The sequence below is a fragment of the Nitrospiraceae bacterium genome, from assembly GCA_019637075.1.
In the GTDB taxonomy this organism is placed as follows: domain Bacteria; phylum Nitrospirota; class Nitrospiria; order Nitrospirales; family Nitrospiraceae; genus JAHBWI01.
The window spans coordinates 281,306-302,230 of record JAHBWI010000004.1 but is presented as its reverse complement, the minus strand read 5'-3'; the positions used below and the strand labels follow the sequence as shown (position 1 = coordinate 302,230).

Here is a 20,925-nt window from a genome sequence, read left to right as displayed (position 1 = left end):
TCCGCAGACGACGTCACCGAATCGAGCATGTTCTCTGTGCGCTGTTGACTGTGGTCACCTCCCTTCAACAGACGTAGAGGGAAAAGATAGGATAATTAGGCCTGCTTGGGCAGACTAGACTCTTCGGCTCCCTTCTCTACGCCCGACGTGGCGTTATTGATTTCTTCCTCAGCCTCCTTCATGGAGGCTTCGAAGTCCTGCTCCACCATCTTCATTTCGGACTGGATCATGTTGAGCTCGGGCTCAACCGTCTTCTTCAGATCCTCCGCCGTTTCCTTAAAACCCTTGACGGCCTTCCCAACCTGCCGCCCGATTTCAGGCAACTGTTTCGGCCCGAACAGAAGAAACGCGATGACAAGGATAATGAGAACTTCGCCGGCGCCTAGACCAAACATCGACTTCACCCGTACAACGTGAAGCGTGAGGCGTGAAGCATGATGGCTGACCCTGCGAGAACCCCTGGATTCCCATCACGCGTGACGCAAAACTCATCGCGCCTCTCTGGTTATCCCTACGAGGTTCGTGGCGGCGGAGCGGCTCCGGCCTGTTGAGGCGGAGGGGCCACCGTCTGTGGTGTTTGCTGGATCTGTGCCGCCGGTTGTGCCGGCTGGGATTCGGGCCCCGCCGCCGTGACATCGATGGCATCCGGTTCATGGACCGATTTCTTGAACCCCTTGATTGCCTTGCCTAATCCCTCGCCCAGTTGCGGAATTTTACCGGCGCCGAAGATGATCAAGACAATGATGAGAATCAGCAGCAGTTCCATCCACCCAAACGAACCAAACATGGTGCTGTATGCTCCTTGTTACAACTGTGTCGTTATTCTCACTGCGTGATCACGCCCAGACAAACAGAACACCGTACACGTCACGTGGAGGGGACAGAGTATGTGACGCCGGGGGACCGTATGATTTCCCCTTCGTTCCTGCACAACCAAAGGAGTGGTCCCGTTACGGAAATTGCGGGAGAGGCTATAGAAATTGAAACCATTAGTCAAGCTCTTTCTCTAGGAAACTTCAAGGCTTGAGCTTGTGAACTTCAACTCCTATATAGCACCCGCTAGGCCCGAAACCGAAAGTGATGGTACTCAACCGGACTCGGAGGCGCCCCAAGCGACATCATGATCGCCTCCCGCTCATATCCCAACGCTTCCAACGCCGGTTCGGCTTGAGCCAACTCGTCTTCAGTCAGGTAGGCGATGGTGTCGGGAACCCCATTGGGCTTCAGCGACAAGAGCGTCCCCTGCATGGCATCCCGTTCCTCCTGCGGCATATCTTGGCGCAACGGGAACTCCAGCTTCCGCTGGTAGGGACTTTCGTAGGTTTCGTTCAGGGCTCGAATTGTTCGGATCGTCAATCGATCCAATTCCCAGGATGCGGCTTTCGAGCCCGCCAGAGAATGACAGGCGAGCAAATCCATGAGGGTCATGACGTTTGTCCCCAGTCGGTTCCCGATGAACTCCCGTTGGGTTTCGACGCTCACTGCCGCAATACCGAGGTGCTTCGCAATCGCCTCAAGCAAAGCCAGGTTGACCATGAAACTGTACAGCCCCCCGAATTGCCCGTAGCAAGGCTTCTCCGGATCGTTGAGCACATCCATATCGGCCGTGCCTGCGTCAAAGCTGCTGAAGCCAACCGCCCCCGGTGCCAGAATGCGTTTGGCCTCTTTGATGGATTTGCAGGCGCCGACGTTCACGGGGACCAAGACCTCGTCATCGATGCGCTTGAGGAAATCGGTAATGGTCTTCCGGAAGGGTACGTCCTTCCATTCCACCTTCCGGTATTCGCGCTCCCACACCAGATCATCCAAGAAGGCTGGATACCGCTTCAAACCTTCGATATCCCCGCTGTCGAATGCCTTAATGAAACCCGACCAGTCCTGTATAGACGCGGCCTTCCGCTCACTAAGATTTGGGCGAAGATATTCTTCTTCATACTCCGCGCCCTTCTTCGCCAGCAGTTTCGTGGGAAGCTCGTTCCAGAGTTCGTTGCAGATGATGCGATCGACCGTGCCGTCCCCAATCATGTCGAGGTGCTGCACGTCCGCACACACGACTTCGATGTGGCCGAGATGCTCTGCAAGGTCCGGATGGGTCCTGGCGCAATCCAAGGCCTCTTGCCAGGCATCGACCATGACGTACCGTACGCGGGGATAAACCGTCCCGCCCTCGTCGAGCTGCTTGAGGTGACTCAGGAAAGAGGCGGCCATGGCCCCGTTGCCGGGACTCCACTCCATCACCGTCAGAGAGGGCCGCATATCAGGTTGGGGCTGAACCTCCGCCTTCCCCTCGGCTTTCGTCGCGTTCAGGTTTTTTTCGCGGGCAATGACCTTGTCGTAATAGTCGGCGGCCAAGGCGTGGGCAAGGCGATAATCCGCCGTCGCGAACGTCTGGTAGAAACTCCGCTGCTGATTTCCACGCAGACCGTAGAACAGCGCGTTGATATGGGCCTGCCATTGGTCGACAGGCTTGTAGTCCCCCAGCGGCTGAGGAAGGGCGTCGAGTTCCTGGAGCTGATTGGCGACCTGTTGTTCCATGATTCCCCCTGTCACACGTGATACGAGCTCGACGCCACGCCACAGCGCGTGGACGCGGCGAAAGAGGGAAATTCTAGCAGGAAGCAAATTTGACCCGCAACCGAGTTCAGGCCAGGCGCTCGGCGCTTCCTTGACAGCGCTCTGGGGTGGAGTGTACCTAAGCAGAATGAGACTCTCGCTGGGACTCATCGCCGGCATCCTCCTCGTGGCGGCTCCATCCGCCGAGGCCGACGAGTTGCCCTTGACCCACAATGTACCGATTCCTGAATTCCAGAACCGCACGGAGAATACGAAGCCCTATAGTTTTGATGCCCCGCCGCAAGGCATGTTCCGAAAAATCGTGGTTGCCGAAGGGTTCGATGAGGAGTTGGGGATTCGCCGGACTCATGAGATTGTCCCGGTGCGGCCGACCGAACAGTTCCCCGCCGGCGCCAAGCCGGTCTTCATCGTGTTCGAACTGCACCAACACTATCAATCCTTTCAGATCTTCGGCCGGTGCTACCCCGAACAGGTCGTGGGCCTCCTGCCCGGCACGGTCGTCGCCGAAGATGCGATGTACATCGCGCTGGAGGATGAGTCCGGATACCTCAAACTCTTTCCCCCCAAGAACGGCTGGAGCCCCGGCCGATACAAAGTCGAAATCTACGCCGGCGAGCAGATGAACGATACGACTCTCATGGGAACGATGCGCTTTTCGGTCGCCTCGGTGAAACCATCTGCGCCCGCTCCTTAGCGTCCACGCCATTCCGACGGAACAAGATCCAGCCCGTCCCATCGAGCCTTGCTTTTCGAACGACCCGCAGATCCCCGTGCAGATCGACCGTGTCGTGGCCATCGACCGACTTCAGCCGAGGCCCCGTCGGGGAAACAGCGTTTGACCCGTTGTTCCCCCCTTCTGTAGAATGCTGGCGTGCGATGCAATCAACCCCCGCGTGAAGGACACTGCTCCGCTCCATGACTGTGGCGACCCGCCCATGGGCCTCCGTGGTCATCCCCATCAAGGATGAACGGGAGAACCTGGTCCCCCTCACCGAACAGCTGGTGAACGTCCTCGAAGCCCGAGAGGAATCTCGCTCGGCCTCGTATGAATTGGTCTATATCGACGACGGCAGCACCGACGGAAGTTCGGAGGTGCTGGACCGGTTAGCTTCCCAGCATCGCGCGGTGACGGTCTTCCATTTCGACCGCAACTACGGACAGTCCTCGGCCTTCGACGCGGGATTCAAACGGTCCAGCGGCGAGCTGGTGATTACGATCGACGGCGACCTGCAGAACGATCCCGCGGACATCGCAACCCTGTTGCCCCATACCCGTACCCATGATTTGGTCTGCGGCTGGCGCAAAGACCGGCACGATAACCTGACCCGCAAAATTTCTTCTCGGATTGCCAATACGGTTCGCAGCGCCGTGACCGGGGACCGGGTGCACGATACCGGCTGCTCCCTCAAGATCTTCCGTCGGCCGGTAGTCGAAAAGATGCAACTGTTCGAGGGGATGCACCGTTTTTTTCCGGCCCTGGCCCTGATGCACGGCTTCACGGTCACCGAAGTCCCGGTGCGGCACTATGCCAGGGCCCACGGCGTATCGAAGTACGGCGTCGGGAATCGGCTCTTCAAAGGACTCTACGATCTGGTCGCGGTCCGTTGGATGCAACATCGGGTGTTGAAATATCGTCTTCGCAGCCAGTAAACGGAGACGCACAACCCTTCCATGAACATCACGAACGAAACCATGTGGCTCGCGATCGGCTTCCTCGGCCAGGGGCTCTTTTTCGGCCGTTGGATTATCCAGTGGCTGGCCTCTGAACGGAGCGCCGCCAGCAAGGTCCCCGTGGCCTTCTGGTATATGAGTCTGATCGGAGGATTGATCACGTTGGCCTATGCCATCTACCGTCATGACCCGGTATTTATCGCCGGGCAAAGTATCGGCAGCGTCGTGTACCTTCGCAACCTCATGTTGATTCATCGGCCCTCTGCAGCGGTCGAGTCGACATCGCCCCCCGGCATGAAGTCCTAATGATCCCCGATACCAACGGTCATCCCCCACCTCAGGCGCCGAGCGTCGAAGAGGATCGGTCGATCCAACCGATCGTGTTGGTGCTGTTGCTGGCGTTGTCGGCCGTGCTGTTTTTCGTCGGCCTCGGCTCGACCGGCCTGACCGACCGGGATGAGGGGCGCAATGCAGAAGCCGGCCGGGAGATGTACGAGACCGGCAACTACGTCAGCCCGACCTTCAACTATGAGCCGCGCTTCGCGAAACCCGTGTTCGTGTACTGGCTGATGAGCCTGTCCTATCACCTGTTCGGCGTATCGGAGTTTTCGGCACGCTTGCCGTCCGCCGTCTTTGGCGTGGGCGTAATTCTGCTCCAGTATCTATTTTTGACCCGCTGTCGAGGACCGGTCGTCGGGCTCTTCGGCGCCGGTATGTTGTTGCTCAATCTCGAGATCATCGGTCTCGGGCGCATGGCCTTGACCGACAGTGTCCTGAACTTCTTCACGACATTGGCGCTGTACGGCTTCTGGCTCGGACTGTACGGGAAAGGGCGGGAACGCTGGTGCATCTGGCTGTTCTACCTCGGCATGGCGCTGGCCACCTTGACCAAGGGACCGGTCGGGTTCCTCATTCCAATGCTCGCCGTCGCCCTGTACCTCTGGTTCACACGTTCCTGGGCGCTCTACTGGCGAGAAGGATCTCCGGTGGTGGGACTTGCGATCTTCGTCGCCCTCGCCCTCCCCTGGTACATCATGATGTGGACCATTCATGGCGAGCGATACGCTGCCTCCGCCCAAGGTGACACCATCGGACGGTTTCTCGGAGCCATGGAAGGCCATGGGGGCACGCCGTTGTTTTATCTCCCTATTTTCCTCGTGGGGTTTTTCCCCTGGAGCGGCTGGCTGCCCTATGCCTGGTACCGGTCTTTTCAAGAATGGCGGGCAGCAAAGCGGGCCGGTCTTTTCTCAGGCACACCTGCTTCGGAAGCTGCGGCCTCAACGCCATTCCACGCGCTCGAATGGTTTGCCGCGGTCTGGGTGGTGGGCGGGCTGATCTTCTTTAGTCTCTCTTCGACGCGGCTGCCACACTATATCGCGCCACTCTTTCCAGCAGCCGCCCTGCTGACAGCGAGCTATTGGAATCGGTGCGTCACCGACCCGAACACGCGAGGTACCCGCGCGGCCATCCATACCGTGACGATCGTCGGGGGAATCTTGGCCATTGCCATGGCCTCACTACCTCCGCTCTATGCCAAGTTTGCCGTGAAGATGACGAACGAGTTTCCAGCCGCCGGGCATGTGCCGCTTGGCCCAGGCCCTTACGCAGTCGCCAGCATCTTCTTGGTGGGAATGGCCTTGGTGGCCTATTTCGGACTGAGCGAGACGAGACGGCCGGCCGCATTCTGGGCCGCCGGAGGATCGCTGGCGCTGGTCGTCTTGGTGGTGACCCAATTGACGCTGCCCATGCTGAGCTACTTTTTCGTCGAACCGCCGCAGCAACTGGCGGAAGTGGCGGGGTTGAACCTTGGTCCCAACGATCGGCTCATCGTATACGGGCAGCCGCGACCGTCGCTGGTCTTCTACGCCAAACGAAAGGCCATCATGATTCCGGTGAACGAGGAAGCCAACATCAAGCCCTACCTGGCTCAACCGGGTAAGACAATGCTCCTCCTGCCGGCGGCCCTGCGCGGGCGGTTGCCGTTCGAGACGATGGACTACCCGATCGTCCTCGAACGATTCGGGTACGTGTTGCTGGCTAATCGCGAGATGGTCAACGTGCCGGAGCAGGAAGAGAAACCTCGGATCCGCATCCCGGGCCACTGAGCCGCAGGTCAGGCGGTGACCTTCCGATCCAAGATCAGCGAAGTGGGATAAGCCCCTTCACCAGGTAAATCACCAGCAACGCAGCGGTCCCCCCCATCGCATACAGAGCCGGTTGCGGCCAAGCGGCCACTGCTTGGACCGTTTCTTCGGTCGGTTGATTTCCTTCCAACAGCCACGCCAGGCACACCAGCAGCGACAGGACCATGATCACCGGCGCCCCAGTCGCCACACCGAGGCCCAACCCGAGGCAGACCAGGGGAACACGCGCGGCCAGTCCGCTCCTGTGCGAGCCCTCGTTGCGCCGCCCGAGCATACCGATGCTCGCGCCGGCCACCACAAGCAAAAGCCCCGATCCAACCAGCAACATGTCGGTGCCGGGATCGATCACCCGGTGAGACACGATCCAGAACAACCCCGCCACGGCAACGGCCACCGGCGCAATGCGAACCAGCCCCAGAGCTGCGGACCGATACCACCACTTCAGCGGCGCATTGAAGACCGTACCGGTCATATAGCCCACAACCATCCCGGCGGCCACATCGCTCGGGAAATGCGACCCGCGCCAGATACGGCTTGCCGCCACCCAAGCGGCAATCACAAAGGGCAACCACCGTGCACGAGGAAGGCCCCGGACTAACACCGTCACCACCGCCACGGTTGCAGACGTATGCCCCGACGGAAGCGAGTCCATGCCCGATTCCCAGGAGGGCCACCACTGCCAATCATCACCGTGCGTCAGCCGCGGTCTGGGCCTGCCGATGAGATGCTTCAACCCGTTGACGACCAGAGCCACCGCGCCATGGGCCAGTAAACTGTCCAGGGCGACTCGCTGCCACCGCTCACGCTTCAAAAACCAGCCGAGCGCAAATATCGCCAGACTGATCCCGACCAGCGTCCCCCCGTTCCCAAGTTTTTCGCCCCAATCGCCAAGCCGCTGCACGGACGAGAGGTTCAGGGCCCGTAGAAACCGCAGGAGGGGAATATCGATCTGGAGAAGAACGAGAAAAGAACCGAAGGCCGCAAGCGCCGAGAACGCAATGGCCGACAAGACAGGCATGGGAACCGGGCGAGGTTCCCTGCCGTCTGGAGCCGAAGGATCCGAGTCCCCGCAGGCGAATAGTGGAAAGGCCATTATGCCGAATCCGATTGGACGGAGGACACGGAAGCTCGCCTGTCTAAACCGAACGGGACTTCATCGTCAAGGCACCCAGTCCGCCAGGAACACGTTGAACTCTCCCGGCTCCTTCGCGTGGCGATCGGAAACCCAGACCAGTTTCTTCCCGTCGGGGGAAAACATGGGGAAGCTGTTGAAATGCCCCTCGGTCGTAAGACGCTCCTGCCCCGTCCCGTCCTCGTTGACGAGGTAGAGGTGGAACTCAGGCCGTCCGCTGCCGCCGCGCGTCTCCACGTTGGACGAGAAGATGACCCGCGTGCCGTCCGGATGAAAAAATGGAGAGAAATTCGACGCCCCGTTGCGGGTGACCTGCTGCTTACCGGATCCGTCTGCGTTCATGATGAACAACTCGAGCCGACCCGGCTCTACCAGATTTTGCGCCAGCAGGGATTGATACTGTTCCAACTCCTGCTGGTTTTCCGGGTGCTGCGCCCGATAGACGATGCGCTTGCTGTCCGGTGAGAAGAAGGCCCCGCCGTCGTAGCCGACTTCCTGAGTCAGCCGACGCGGATGCCTCCCGTCCAAATCCATCGCATAGATATCCAGGTCCCCGTCTCGCACGGAGGTCCAGACGATGGTCTTGCCGTCCGGCGACACCGTGGCCTCGGCATCGTATCCGGGCGTGTTCGTCAACCGCATGGGATCCAGCCCATCGATGCGGACGGAAAAGAGATCGTAGTCATCGAGCGCCCAGCGATAGGCCCCGTCGCGTTTCGGCTTCGGCGGACAATTCGGCCCTCTCAAATGCGTGGACGAATACAGCACCCGGCGATCCCCCGGGAAAAAGTAACCGCAGGTCGTGGCTCCGACCCCAGTGCTGACCAACCGGATCTTATCGCTGTCCAGATCCATAATGTACATCTGGTAGCAGCCCAACGGTTCATCCGCAGGCTTCAGCGCGGCGGCGTAGGTGTCTTTCATCCAGTTGTTCGTGGACTGAAAGATCAGTTTGTTGCCTGCAAAGGAAAAATAGGCCTCTGCGTTCTGCCGGCCGAACGTCAGTTGCCGCACATTCTTGAGATGGCGCTCGGCCGAAGCCGCCGCCGAAGCCTTGCTGCCCTTCGCCCGTGCAGGAGACTCTCCGGCAAAAACGTAGGCGACACACATGCCGCACAGCAGGCCCGTCAGGACACCCCACAAAAACTTCTTAGTTCGTTTCAATCCGCACCTCTGCGTTCATTCTATCGTCCCAGTCGCCGCGAGCGACGACTGCGCCTTCGTGAAACACCACATAACTCTGCCATCCATAAAAAAACAAGAGCCTCGCGACTCGAGGAAGCGCCTGGGGGCTCACGCCGTAGAGGATCGTCACCACGGAGTCTGGTTCGTCCTTCCGGCGGCAGGAGGCCAGCAGGGCCATGGTCGGCCCCTCATACGAACGCCCCTCGGCCACGAATCCTTTTTCAGTCAGATCGATATGGCCCCCGCACTCCTTCACAGCCTCAGCGACCGCCGGATTCTCGCCAGGCCCTCCCAACAACAGGATCGACCCGCTGGGTAGAGTGCCCGTCAGACGCGCACTTTCGATTTGAATGGTCCGTTCCCCTTCTGGCCTGTTTGCCTCCTGCGCGGCGATGCGAGCAAGCAGTTCTCCGAACGGATCTGATGGCTTCGGCGCCGCCCCCGAAGGAATCACCACGGATCGTCTGTCGTCGGTCACATACACGTTCAACATCGGGCTCATGTCGGAACGCGCGACCCGCCGGAAAAGCTGCAGGTCAGGGTCGACCCGAACCGAGACCGGCCGATCAGGCAGGGTCAGTGTCGCGGTCTCCGCCGGCTGAGTAATTTGAACACGCGCACGGTGGAGCGTTCCTCCGGCGAGGACAAATTCGAGTTCGAGCGGAAAACGGAAGGCTGTTGTCCCCTGCGCGATCCGAACGCCGACTTGGGTTGCTCGCTCCTCCTGGGATGCGCGATCCCTCGACTGGACTTCGACCGACTCTACGGTCAAAGTCGGCGCCCCGGCACGTTCGACCCACTGGGCAAAGAACCACCGAAGATCACGGCCTGCAACGACTTGAAAGACCCGTTCAATGTCCTTCCAATCCGCAGGCCGGCCCAAGTGTTCGGCCACGAGTGTCCGAATTCCCTTCCAGAAATGCGCATCACCGATTTCTTGCCGGAGCGCATGGAAGACCATCGCGGACTTCTGGTACCCGATCGCGTTGTCCTTTTCATCGCTCTTGCGCGTAAACGCGCCGACGGGATAATCGCGCGCCGCCCCGACATAGACGCCATACCCCAGCAGCATCAGCCGCCGCTGCTCGCGCGCTTGAGCCAGGTCACCGGTGAATTCGTGATAGTAGTAGTTTGCCAGATAGGTCGTGAGCCCTTCGACCCAGTTGCCTTGATCGACCCGGTTGAACACGCCGTTGCCGATCCAGGAGTGAACGATCTCATGTCCTAATGCATAAGGCTGCGTGTAATGCCGCTTGATCACCCCGCTTCCCAGCAACGTAAACGACGGCATCCCGAGGCCGCTGCTGAAAAAATTCTCCACGACGGCAAACCGCGAGAAGGGATAGGGCCCCAAAATTGGAATGTAGGCGGCCAGGTAGCGAGCGGACGCATCGAGATACTCGTCCGCCAACGCGGCATCCTCAGGGAACAGATAGGTCGCGAGTTCAATGGCTTGGCCGCTGGGTGACTGCCAGTCCCGGGTTTTGACAACGAATCGATTGGCGACGACGGTGAGGGCCTCGCTACGCGTGTCGACGGTCCAATGCCGCCCTTGGTCCTGAGTTGCGCCTTGGCTCACCGCCACCCACCCCTCGGGCACACTGATCGTAGTTTCAAAGGTCGCCAAAGAACCGTCCAGATCGGGATACCATTGGGTCTCGCTGCTCAGGTAGACCCCGTCCTCTCCGATGTGGCCGGACGTTTCACTCGGCGTGACGAAACGGAGATGTCGCGGGTCGCGCGGTGGGTCGTTGATCACCCCCCGGTAAGAAATTGCGAGTTCGACCCCGCCTTCTTTGCCGAGTGAATGCGGCGACGCCACCACGACCTGCCGAATTCCGGGCTGGTCAGGGGCCACGACGGATTGGAAGTCGAGGCGATCTCCGGTGCGGCAGGGCGCCGCACAAGGTCCGACGACTTCAATCCGTTCCACCCGAAGAGACGGCGCGAGTGAAAAGGCCAGCGGACGGCCAGCGAGCCCGGCTTTCACCGTGAGACGGTCGGTGGCGATCAATTCGTGAGTCGGGGGGCGGAGTTCCACCGTCAGGCGATGGTGGAGAATCGTGGGATCGTCGGATGCGGCGGGCGAATCACCCGCGAGAGGAATGAAGACGGCAGAAAGCCCGAGGAGACTGCAGACAATGACCCGACGCAGATACTTCACCCTTCACCGCAACCACCGTGTGAAGGAGGCAGCTTAACACTCCCGGCAGACCATCACAAGTTGAACGGCCATGAGCGCTCGCTCCAGATCGACGGGCTTCGGCAGGACTTCCTGAGGGCCCAAGCCCCAGGCCGTACCCAGCATATCCTCATGCTGATTGCCCGTCAGAATGATCGTCCCGCCGGGGTATTCCTTCTCCTTCAAGATACGCAACACCTCGACACCGTTCATCTCGGGCATCATGAGATCCAACATGATCAGATCGGGCTTCAACTGGTCGATCATGCGAAGGGCTTCGCGACCGTCTTGGGCCGCATGCACGCGGTAGCCGCGCAAGCTCAAGAACCGCACGAGCAGGTCCCGCACCATCACCTCATCATCGACGACCAAGATCGACTCGGTTGGCGCTTCGTCGGCCACAGCAGTGTCCGCCGTTACGGAGGCTTCGCGGGTGCGTCTGGCCTGCTGCGCCACTCGATGCACGGCCCCGATCAACACGTCCAGCGAGAGACCTTTGCGCAGAAAATCCGTCACGCGCAACTCGCGCGCCTGATTCTCCTGATCTTCCGTCGCGCCGCCGCCGATGATAATGACACCGGCCAGCGGATCGCGCGCACGAATCTCCTTCAACACCGTGAGACCGTCCATTTCGGTCATCCTGAGATCGAGCAAGGTGACATGCGGTCGATGGGACTGGAATAAGGCCAAGCCCTCGCGACCACTGGTGGCCGTCATCACTTGATAGCCCTGACGCGCAAACACGGCCTGCAGGAGGTCGCAATGAAGCCGGTCGTCGTCGATTACGAGGAGGGTGCTCATAGTCGGTCGCACTCCTTCTTTGAGAAATAACTCCGGGGTTTCCCGGCGATGTACCAGGAATTGAGGCTAGCACGGAAACGCAGGGCTGGGAAGGAATTAGCTGAAAAGTGAAGGAGTTACAGGGAAGGCTCGCCTTGGCAGCGAGGCATTAGAAGAGGGCCGAGACGAATGCGTCGGCACGAAAGTCCTGCAAATCTTCGGCGGCTTCCCCCACCCCGATCAGTCGCACCGGAATCTTGAGGGTATCGGCGATCGCAACGACGATCCCGCCGCGCGCCGTTCCGTCGAGTTTCGTCAAGGCTATCCCCGTGACGCCGACTGCGTCATGAAACTGCTTGGCCTGGGCAATGGCGTTCTGCCCGACCGTCGCATCGAGCACGAGCAGGACTTCGTGCGGGGCACCGGGGCACTCCTGGCCGATCACTCGTTTGACCTTTCGCAATTCGTCCATGAGGTTGGTCTTGGTATGTAGACGGCCGGCCGTATCGATCAAGACGACCCCAGCCCCTCGCGCTTTGGCAGCCGTCATTCCGTCGTAGGCTACGGCAGCGGGATCGGCTCCCGGGCGGTGGCAAATCACTTCCACACCGATACGATCGGCCCACACTTGAAGCTGATCGATGGCCGCCGCGCGAAATGTGTCGCCGGCGACCAACAACGGCGACTGTCCCTGCTGCTTCAGCCGCTGGGTCAATTTCGCGATGGTGGTGGTCTTCCCGACCCCATTCACTCCCACCGCCAGAATGACGAAGGGCTTCGGGCCCTGGCTGATCACTTGGTCGATCGATACGGACTGGGCGGGGCGAAGAATATCCAGCAGCGAGCTGCGCAACTGCTCCCGCACGCGTTCGGCCGATGAAAAGTTTCCGCCTCGCATTTGGGCACGTAGAGTCGTCATCACCCGGTCGACGGCCGACACACCCAAGTCAGCGCCGATAAGCGAGACCTCGAGTTCGTCCAAGAGCGCCGGATCAGCCGCCCTACCGAGCAACCGATCAAGCTGCCCCGTCACGGCCTCCCGCGTCTTGGTCAAACCCGCCGTCAGTTTCTGAAACCAACCCACCGGCCCCTCCCCTTTCGGCATCAGTCACGCACGCGAAGCCCACGCTGCGGACTGCATCATACTCGAACGCGATACCCAGATAGCAAGAGACGGGGGATTGGAGCGACCATCGCCAGGACGCGGGCCTCACGCCGTTTCATCCGCCTCGCTTCCGCTTCGCTGCGCTCGTGATCATATCCGCAGAGATGCAGCACCCCGTGGATCAGCAGCACGGCCAGTTCGACATCGGGATGATGGCCGCGTTCACGTGCCTGCCGGATGGTCTGAGGAAGCGAAACCACCACATCGCCCAATGCGGGAGAAGCCGGGCCCAGCGCTTCGCGTGCGGCAAACGCCAACACATCGGTGGTCTTATCCTTACGACGGTAGCGTCGATTCAATCCCCGCATACGGGCATCGCCGACTATTTCGAAACTCAAGAAGGCGTCGGATTCGCCCACGGCATCCAGAACACGGCAGGCCAATGATTGAAGCGCACGCAGACGCAACGCATTGCGCCTCAGCCGCGCCCCGACCACGACAGGCATTAATGAGGCTGGCCCCAGGGGCGTTTGGAAGGATGGGAGGGAGGAGTCGCGGACGGGCGGCTTCCTGGTGAACCGACACGGCCACCGTCCTTATGCGCGGCACTTCCACCGGACCGATGAGATGCATGCTGATCGTAGGCCTTGATGATGTCCTGCACCAAGCGGTGCCGAACCACGTCGCGCTCATCAAAATACACAAACTCGATGCCGGAAATGTCCTTCAAAATCTCCCGCACTTCTATCAACCCTGAGACACGGTCGGGCGGAAGATCGACCTGCGTCACATCGCCCGTGACCACGACCTTCGAATGGAACCCCAAACGGGTCAGAAACATCTTCATTTGCTCGGCCGTCGCGTTCTGCGCTTCGTCCAGGATCACGAACGAATCGTTCAGCGTTCGCCCGCGCATGAAGGCCAGGGGCGCGATTTCAATGTCTCCGCGTTCGATCAATCGATTGGCCCGCTCCATATCCATCATGTCGAACAAGGCATCGTACAGCGGCCGCAGATACGGATTGACCTTGGCATACATATCACCCGGCAGGTAGCCAAGCTTCTCTCCTGCTTCGACGGCCGGCCGCGCCAGAATAATGCGGCTCACGTCCTTTTTCATCAAAGCCGTCACTGCCATCGCCATAGCCAGATAGGTCTTCCCGGTCCCCGCAGGACCGATGCCGATCACGATATCGTGCTTTTCAATGGCCTCGAGATAAAACTTCTGCGTGGGCGTCTTGGGAACGATGAATCGTTTTTTGGTAACGATAGGAGAGGCGCTGAACAGGAGCTCTTTAAGGGGTGCGTCCTGATTCTGACGGAGAGCCGTCAGGGCATGACTGACTTCATCGGATTTGAGCTCGTAGCCTTCGTACGTCAGCAGGGCCAGCTCGTTCAACACGCGCTCTGCCTGCCGCACCGCATCCGGAATCCCCTCGATCGCGACTTCCTCACCACGCGCTGAGAGCCGGACTCCAAACTCTTCCTCGATCAGCTTCAGGTGCCGATCGTGATGACCGAAGAGGGCTGCTGTATTCGTACCTTCGCGAAGTTTGAGTTTTCGCACGCCGGAATGTACACCCCTTTCGCCAGGATCGTTAGGGTGATTTTAACAAAGCGGCAAAGTGGGGAACAAGTAGATGGGCAATGGCGTCCGGGAGGGAGGAATCGGCTCGTGCAGTCGTCAGCCTTGGGGTGACGACTGTGTCGCGGTCTGAGCCGTCGACGGTATCGTGACCTCGAACTCTTGCCATGTCGATCCCCCTTGACCGTCCTCTGCCACGATCTTTACCCGATGCGTGCCGGTAAGGCCCGGCGTCACCTTCCACGTGACTTGGCCGCTCGTCTTGTCGATGGACATGCCCGGAGGAGCGGTTTCAAGGGCAAATGTGATCGGGTCTCCGTCAATGTCCTTCACCTGCACCGCATAGTCATATTGCTCGCGATTGTTCAATACGGCGGGGTTGGACGTGATTTCGGGAGGAGAATTGCCGAGCACGATGGGCGTAGCCCGCATGGCCAATGACGCACTTTCCTGGTCTCGAGCGATCACCTCGACGCCGACGATATCCTTTCGTCCATAGCCCGTCGTATCCAACGCGTTCTCTGTCCCTTCCGTTACCTGCTTGTCGTTATGCCACCATTGGTAAGTGTATTGAATTTCATCGCGGTCGGGGTCGGCCGCATCGACTTTCGCCTGGACACGATTGCTCCCCTGAGGACCGTCGGCTTCTATCATGACTCGGGTCAGAATCGGCGGGGTATTCACCACCTGGACGGGCTCCGTTCTGAACGGCACACTTTCGGCTTCACCATCGGATGCCACGACTTCAACCGCCACCATATCTCCGCGTTTGACGAGGTCCGGACGCAGTTCGGGACCGTTCACGCCCGTGACCGGCGCGCCGTTCACAATCCACTGGACACGCGTCGTGAGTTGCTGTCCGTCCGGGTCGTGGACATCAATCTGTACGGCTAGCGGACCAGCCAATGTCAGGGGAGTGGGGACAAGGGTGACTTTGCGAACAACCGGCGGCTGGTTGTTCAAGACATTCGCACCTTTTGTGACGTCGTCCTGGGAGCCGCTGGAAGAACAGCCGGACAGGAGCGCGATTCCCAAGCTCCACAAGAGGGCTCCCATCTGCATGGAGGGCTGGGCGGGGAGAAACGCTCTCCCCGCCTTTTCCACCGAATTGCCAAGGCCGATCTGCATTACATGTTCATCCATGAGAAGTATCGACTGCGGGGATCAATAGCGACGTTCGCCCCGATGTTCGAACTGATCGGCCCGCCGCTCCCTCCAGGGTTGCAGGTGGGACAATCACCGAAATTACCCTGGCTCATGTTGATCAGGAGTCCAAAGGGGCTTCCCCCATCTCGACCTGATCCGATATGCACCACGATGCCGAACGCCAACCCATCCCCAAGGGAGCCATACCGGTTGACATTCTTGTTGGTCCCGGAGGCCGATGTGCCGATGATCGGCTCCTGATAGGCGCTTCCGGTCTTGTAAAACAGCGCCCACAACCGGCTGGTGCCCGACGAGGAGCAGACATTGTTCGTCGGGATAAAGCTTGGGAAAAACACGATGCCGCCGAAGACCGTCGGACTATTCACGACTCGCTCACCGATCCCATACGGTGACGGATAGGTCGGCAGGCTGGCCGGTTCCAACATCTTCGTGTACCACCCATCCTTGGCCTTGACCGCGCCGATCAGGTCCGTAAAGGTATTGGTTCCGGACAGACCGGTGACTTGCTTGGTGCCCGTCGACTGACCACAGTCACCGACGCCGACCATACATACCGTCACGTTCGACATATCCACCAAATCATTGGTCCAGCAATTGATGATGCTGACTGTCTGGTCACAGCCCGTGTTCAGAACGGAATCCTTGAGCCCCACGAAGTACTGGGTCGACATGTCGGTCTTATCCGCCGCGCTGTAGTATCGGCCGCTGCCGGCAAATACCCAGACGTTGGCGGCATCATCCACCGTGACGGCAGGAGCAGCAGCCACAGGTCCCATTTCGGCCCCCGACGCAAAGGTATCCAGGAGCTCCGTCGGTACTCGGTTGCCTCCTGAGGCAATACCCCACTGAGCCGGATCCGTGGACGTCCCAAACGCTGCGGTCGACGGATTCTTACCCAAAGTCAGGCGATAGATCTTACCCCTCCAGGGCAGCGATCCATCATTGATCACGCGACCGAAGTAGACGGCATCGTGACGGTAATCCAGGTTTTTGTCGAAGGCCGTCATGTCACCGATGTATGAGTTGAAGCTTCCGACCGGCAGAGTCGTCACCAAACTATTGTTGCTCCCGGGTCCAGACGCGAGATTGATCACGAACAGATTCGAGGTTTGCGTCACGGTGGCATCGTAGGCGGTCGGTCCTGACCCGACGACCAACATCCACTTGGCGTTCGCATTGCTCGCCACGGCATCCCCGCTGGGATTGACCCGCACCACGGCCGGGACGCTGGTGGTCAGACCGAGGTTCGAGGCACTGAACGACCACAAGAGCTTCGGAGCAACCTCCGGATTCGTAATATCCAGGACAAAGTACGCGCTGTAGAACGTATAGTTGGTACCGCCGATGTTTACCACCATAGGCGGTGCGCCGGTCCCCGAGGTACAGGCCCCGCAACTGCCACCCATTCTGAACCCGCCGATGAGAATCGTTCCCCAGCCATTGGGATGGTCCGTATCCGCGGCGAAGATCCTGACATCGGCGACCTTGATCGGCAAATCGACATAATACGTGTGCTGATAGTCAGCCCGAGTGAGCCATTCCAATTGAGGCAGCAGCTGATACGGGATGAACCCCCACAATTCCTCACCCAGCACCGGCCCGCCGGAGTTGTCGGTCGCTGTTCGCGTGAAATACCCGTGCTCGACCCTGTTGGTTCCTGTGGTCGAGGAGTCATCGCCGGGATGGTAGAAGCCTGCGTTGAATGCATGCAGCATCCCATCGTTCCCGCCCACGTAGGCAACTTGGCGCCTGTTGTAGTAGTGCTGCAAGAACGCTGAGTAAGATTCATCGCCATACACGGCGTCATAGCGATCTTTCGGCGACGCGACGACGGTCGGGGTAGAGTGAATGATATCGCCCAGTTTCCAGACCTTCAGCGTCCCACTGGTCGGGGGAACCTGCAACCGTCGATCTCTCGTCGCCGCCTGCTCCGCACAGGACGAGGGGTCGCAGCCCCGAACGAAGTTGATGATCTTGGTCCCATCCGCGCTTGTCGCTGCACGCAAGTACGGGCGCAGAGTCGCCTCGTTGGCGGTATCGAAGGAGATTTGCTCACCCGAATCGACGATCCCGTCATGGTCGGAATCCACCCACGTGTAGATGCTACGTGTGGCCGCGTCCTTGAGTGCCAACTGTTTCCCCGCTTCCCACAGGGGGACGATGTCCGCCAGTGTTTGACCGCAGACGTAACAGTCGGCCGACGTGACCAATCCATCTCCGGTACGATCATCGGGCAACCCGTCTCCGTTCGTATCGATATACTTGTCCACTTTGACCTGATTCGCCACGCTGTCAAAACGGGTCTTGACGATCAAATCGCGCACGTAGTTCAGCTTGCCGTCCTGATCGGTGTCTTCGCGCGTGTTGCCGAAGGTGTCGATAAAGAGCGACTGGGTATAACCGGTCCATCGGATGTCGCTCAGGGTCGAGGGTTCGATCGTGCTCGGATAGAAATATGACTGATACAACGCTCCTTCACCCGTATTGGCCGTCGCCAGCACCGAGACCGATGAACCGGACGAACTGCGCCGAAGAATGCTGGCAATCGTGGCAAGCAGCTTGTCCTGAAGATCGTCGACATTGGAAGACTCAAAATACGCGTCGGGAATGCCGTCCGGGGTGGCCGCTCCGGAATAGTTGTTCTCCTTATCCCATTCGCTAGTCTGGGGAATGCCGTCACCGTTCGAATCCTCGAATGCACCCAACCGAGCGGTCTGGGAAAGAATGCCTCGCCCATTCATATTGCCGAATGCGAAGAAGGTGTAGACGGTCAGATTCTGTGTCCCGGGCAAACAGTGACCGGTCACTGCCAACACGTTGATGGTGCCGTCCGCACTACCATTGCAGGGACGAAGGTCGTTCGTGTGAGCCCAGTAGGCCACATCGTCGAGGAAGTGGCTGCCGCTGCTGGCATAGTCGGTCTTGTGTTCCGCGAGCAGGTCACTGAACGGAGTCGCTGCGTTGGTGTTGCAAGTCCCGTCGATGGGTCGGGAGGGGACACCGTTGTCGCTTCCCGTGCAATGTACGCCGTGACGGGCGTGCGCATAGTCCTGCATCGCCGCAGGAATGTTCTGGTCCTGCGTCGGTTCTCCGTCGGTGAAGATGATGACGAAGGTCTTGCAGCAGTTAACCAATTGCGAAGTGCTGGACCAGGCAGGCGTATGGTTCTGGCCATAAAAATATGGATCTCGCCCGCAGGCGTTGCTGATATAGCCGGATGGACAGGATTCCGAGGCCCCTAATGCCGTAATCTCACTCGTTCCGATGGAACCGACCCCGCTCGTGGCAAAGTTGACGCCGTTTGAAATACCGCCTGCAAAGGCGATCGGATAGACATATGACGTGCTCGAATAGGTGGAATTGATTTGCGCGACGTAGCGAGCCGTTTCATAGAGCGATTCGCTCAACGGCGTCCAGGTATAGGGATATGACTCCCCAACCGCATCAACCATCGCAGCTGTGTTGGTATTGAACGTTTCGACGACCGTGCCCGACCAGTCGATCGATTGCCGAGCGCCGACACCTACCAGCATCCGCGCGCCTACCGAAGAAGACTTAAACTCCATGAGCCCGAATCGGGCCTTCGAACCGATCTGCTGAATCACGCCGGTCGGTTCCGATGCATACCCGATTTTCAGCAGATACTTTCTCACGCTGTAAGAGTCGCCACAATTGCTGTTGAAGCTGTTGTCGTCATCGACACAGAAATAGGCCGCGTCGGTATGGATGTAGATTGGGTCCTTGTTGCCCGACCGATCCGCGAGCGGGATCCGGCCGACATACGTATTGGCGCCGGTTCCAGCGTTGTATCTGACCGATGCTGCCTGCGTATTCACGCCGGTCCCCTGAGCTGTGACGGTCTTCAAGGCCGGCGTCCCGTTGGCCGGACAGGTTCCATCCGCCGCTCTGGTCACAATACAATCTCCCCCGCTCATCGCCTTCTTGACCGCATCAAACCTGCGAAGCGTCGCCCAATTCAGAAAATTGCCGTCCCATTGCGTATCGGGACAGAGATCGGCGAGTGTCGCTTTGGAGGAGGCGGGTTCAAACCGCGTGTCGGTCGTGTCGTAGGTATAGCAAGTAAGGCTGTTAAAGTACCCACCCCAGTTGGTCGTGTTCGTAAAAGCTTTATCGATTGAAGAACCTGAAAAATCCACACAGTCGCCGTCATCGGTGCCGTCGCAATTGCCCAGGTTGCTCATACTGCCGGAGTTGTCCATGATGATGATGATGTTCGGGGTCGTCGCGTTCGAAACGAACGGCGGCGTCGCCGTATAATCGGCATTGCTCACGGCGCGGCTCTCCCCCGCGCTCAGCAGCACACCAAGTCCGCTCGTGATCGCCAGGGTCAGGGCAGTGATGGTGTGTCGTTTCATGTGTGTACTCCTCCTCGTCTCAATCAAGACAACCAGCCGTTCATCGTCGGCTACAGGTTGAGAGAAGATCGTTGCCTATTGCGGAAGCGTGACCACCATCTTATCGATGTGGCCCTCCTTCAAATGAAACTTGGCCATCGACGTGGGAATGATGCGTTCCAGCTGCAACTCGCGCCCCTTGTGATCCACCACGATCACGTCCGATTTCATGGTGTAGGTTCTCCCGTCGATACGAATCGAAGAGCCGTGAACCTCGTCAACCGACCCGGACTGGAATCCGACGGTCGGAAACGGCAGTTTGATGGTTTCTTGTGCAAATCCCATAGAGCCCAACGGTCCCGATGCACACAACATCAAGCTCATCGCCAGGAGAATGAATGTGCTCCGTGCAGTCATACTCCACCTCCTAGAATTTCTTGACGCAGGTTTCATTCTGGGTGCACGCGTAGACAGACGTGACGGTGCTGTTCGCCCCGGTCGCCGCATTGCTGGCCATGCAGGTGATGCGGTAGACATGCTCAACCACCGGCGTCCCTGGTTTGTTGTGTTTGTAGAGCAAATCGATGTCGCCGTTGACCGTGAACCCCGGCATGTTCACCAGCGTGAAATTCGGAGCGGTGTTGGCACTGTCACTGTAATTTTCCGCCGGCGTGTTCGCCGCTGCCGGAGGAGAAGGCAAATTGTATCCATAGATTTCGGCATACAGCGTGGGTCCATTCGCCACCGGAACCGGTCCCGGAGGAGCCGCCGTGCTCAAGAAGGCAGCAGGCAGCGTCCCCGGAGGTGTCAGTGTTTGTTGAATGATGTTTGCCGCCGTCCCCTCGCATGAATCGGCCGCAGCCGTGACGGCCTCGCCAGTTCGGAAGAAGCCGGCCATTCGGTTTTCCAACCCGGTCACCGTGACGGCGGCGATACCCAACACGGTTAGAATCAATAACAAGAGCATGACCGTTAACATGGCAATGCCCCGGTCGTTTCGGAAACCGGCCGGTGACCGGCTACCTTGACTAGACTGACAACGCAA

General features: G+C 59.3%; 17 protein-coding genes and 1 pseudogene. 4 read left to right on the top strand and 14 right to left on the bottom strand.

The window, feature by feature from the left end:
• Nucleotides 1–95 precede the first annotated feature (95 nt).
• The 3 genes from KF814_12655 to KF814_12645 all read right to left on the bottom strand — a co-directional run bounded on the left by KF814_12655 (nucleotide 96) and on the right by KF814_12645 (nucleotide 2,535).
• Complete coding sequence (locus KF814_12655; GenBank protein ID MBX3236996.1) at nucleotides 96–395, bottom strand: twin-arginine translocase TatA/TatE family subunit; 300 nt, start codon at nucleotides 393–395, stop codon at nucleotides 96–98.
• Nucleotides 396–511: 116 nt separating this feature from the next.
• A complete protein-coding gene (gene tatA / locus KF814_12650; protein MBX3236995.1) occupies nucleotides 512–787 on the bottom strand; it encodes a twin-arginine translocase TatA/TatE family subunit in 276 nt (91 codons plus the stop codon).
• 272 nt (nucleotides 788–1,059) lie between these two features.
• Nucleotides 1,060–2,535 (bottom strand): class I SAM-dependent methyltransferase, encoded by a 1,476-nt coding sequence (locus tag KF814_12645; GenBank protein MBX3236994.1) that lies wholly within the window; start codon nucleotides 2,533–2,535, stop codon nucleotides 1,060–1,062.
• Between the two features lie 166 nt (nucleotides 2,536–2,701).
• On the opposite strand from KF814_12645, the gene KF814_12640 reads away from it, so the two are divergent.
• The 4 genes from KF814_12640 (at nucleotide 2,702) to KF814_12625 (ending at nucleotide 6,350) form a co-directional block, all read left to right on the top strand.
• Complete coding sequence (locus KF814_12640; protein ID MBX3236993.1) at nucleotides 2,702–3,268, top strand: hypothetical protein; 567 nt, start codon at nucleotides 2,702–2,704, stop codon at nucleotides 3,266–3,268.
• A gap of 221 nt (nucleotides 3,269–3,489) precedes the next feature.
• Nucleotides 3,490–4,224, top strand: coding sequence for a glycosyltransferase family 2 protein (locus KF814_12635; protein ID MBX3236992.1), 735 nt, complete (start codon nucleotides 3,490–3,492; stop codon nucleotides 4,222–4,224).
• A 21-nt stretch (nucleotides 4,225–4,245) separates the two neighbouring features.
• Entirely contained in the window at nucleotides 4,246–4,551 is a 306-nt protein-coding gene (locus KF814_12630) for a lipid-A-disaccharide synthase N-terminal domain-containing protein (GenBank protein ID MBX3236991.1), read from the top strand.
• Nucleotides 4,551–6,350, top strand: a complete 1,800-nt coding sequence (locus tag KF814_12625; protein MBX3236990.1) for a glycosyltransferase family 39 protein — start codon at nucleotides 4,551–4,553, stop codon at nucleotides 6,348–6,350. Before KF814_12630 ends, KF814_12625 begins: the two co-directional genes overlap by 1 nt.
• A gap of 34 nt (nucleotides 6,351–6,384) precedes the next feature.
• Here the strand turns inward: KF814_12625 and KF814_12620 are convergent, their stop codons facing one another.
• From KF814_12620 to KF814_12570, 11 genes and pseudogenes are all read right to left on the bottom strand, one after another.
• Nucleotides 6,385–7,407 (bottom strand): phosphatase PAP2 family protein, encoded by a 1,023-nt coding sequence (locus tag KF814_12620; GenBank protein ID MBX3236989.1) that lies wholly within the window; start codon nucleotides 7,405–7,407, stop codon nucleotides 6,385–6,387.
• 141 nt (nucleotides 7,408–7,548) lie between these two features.
• Entirely contained in the window at nucleotides 7,549–8,685 is a 1,137-nt protein-coding gene (locus tag KF814_12615) for a PD40 domain-containing protein (GenBank protein MBX3236988.1), read from the bottom strand.
• Nucleotides 8,672–10,870 carry a hypothetical protein gene (locus KF814_12610; GenBank protein MBX3236987.1) on the bottom strand — a complete coding sequence of 733 codons (2,199 nt, stop codon included), beginning with the start codon at nucleotides 10,868–10,870 and terminating at the stop codon, nucleotides 8,672–8,674. Before KF814_12610 ends, KF814_12615 begins: the two co-directional genes overlap by 14 nt.
• A gap of 33 nt (nucleotides 10,871–10,903) precedes the next feature.
• Nucleotides 10,904–11,689, bottom strand: coding sequence for a response regulator (locus tag KF814_12605; GenBank protein ID MBX3236986.1), 786 nt, complete (start codon nucleotides 11,687–11,689; stop codon nucleotides 10,904–10,906).
• A 148-nt stretch (nucleotides 11,690–11,837) separates the two neighbouring features.
• Nucleotides 11,838–12,752, bottom strand: a complete 915-nt coding sequence (gene ftsY, locus KF814_12600; protein ID MBX3236985.1) for a signal recognition particle-docking protein FtsY — start codon at nucleotides 12,750–12,752, stop codon at nucleotides 11,838–11,840.
• Nucleotides 12,753–12,808: 56 nt separating this feature from the next.
• Entirely contained in the window at nucleotides 12,809–13,279 is a 471-nt protein-coding gene (ybeY, locus tag KF814_12595) for an rRNA maturation RNase YbeY (protein MBX3236984.1), read from the bottom strand.
• A 125-nt stretch (nucleotides 13,280–13,404) separates the two neighbouring features.
• Nucleotides 13,405–14,340, bottom strand: a pseudogene (locus KF814_12590) (PhoH family protein).
• 117 nt (nucleotides 14,341–14,457) lie between these two features.
• Nucleotides 14,458–15,501 (bottom strand): hypothetical protein, encoded by a 1,044-nt coding sequence (locus tag KF814_12585; GenBank protein ID MBX3236983.1) that lies wholly within the window; start codon nucleotides 15,499–15,501, stop codon nucleotides 14,458–14,460.
• Complete coding sequence (locus KF814_12580) at nucleotides 15,486–19,901, bottom strand: hypothetical protein (GenBank protein ID MBX3236982.1); 4,416 nt, start codon at nucleotides 19,899–19,901, stop codon at nucleotides 15,486–15,488. Before KF814_12580 ends, KF814_12585 begins: the two co-directional genes overlap by 16 nt.
• 75 nt (nucleotides 19,902–19,976) lie before the next feature.
• The gene (locus KF814_12575) at nucleotides 19,977–20,297 is read right to left on the bottom strand and encodes a hypothetical protein (GenBank protein MBX3236981.1); all 321 of its coding nucleotides are present in this window, start codon (nucleotides 20,295–20,297) and stop codon (nucleotides 19,977–19,979) included.
• Nucleotides 20,298–20,307: 10 nt separating this feature from the next.
• Entirely contained in the window at nucleotides 20,308–20,859 is a 552-nt protein-coding gene (locus KF814_12570; protein ID MBX3236980.1) for a hypothetical protein, read from the bottom strand.
• Between the last annotated feature and the right edge of the window lie 66 nt (nucleotides 20,860–20,925).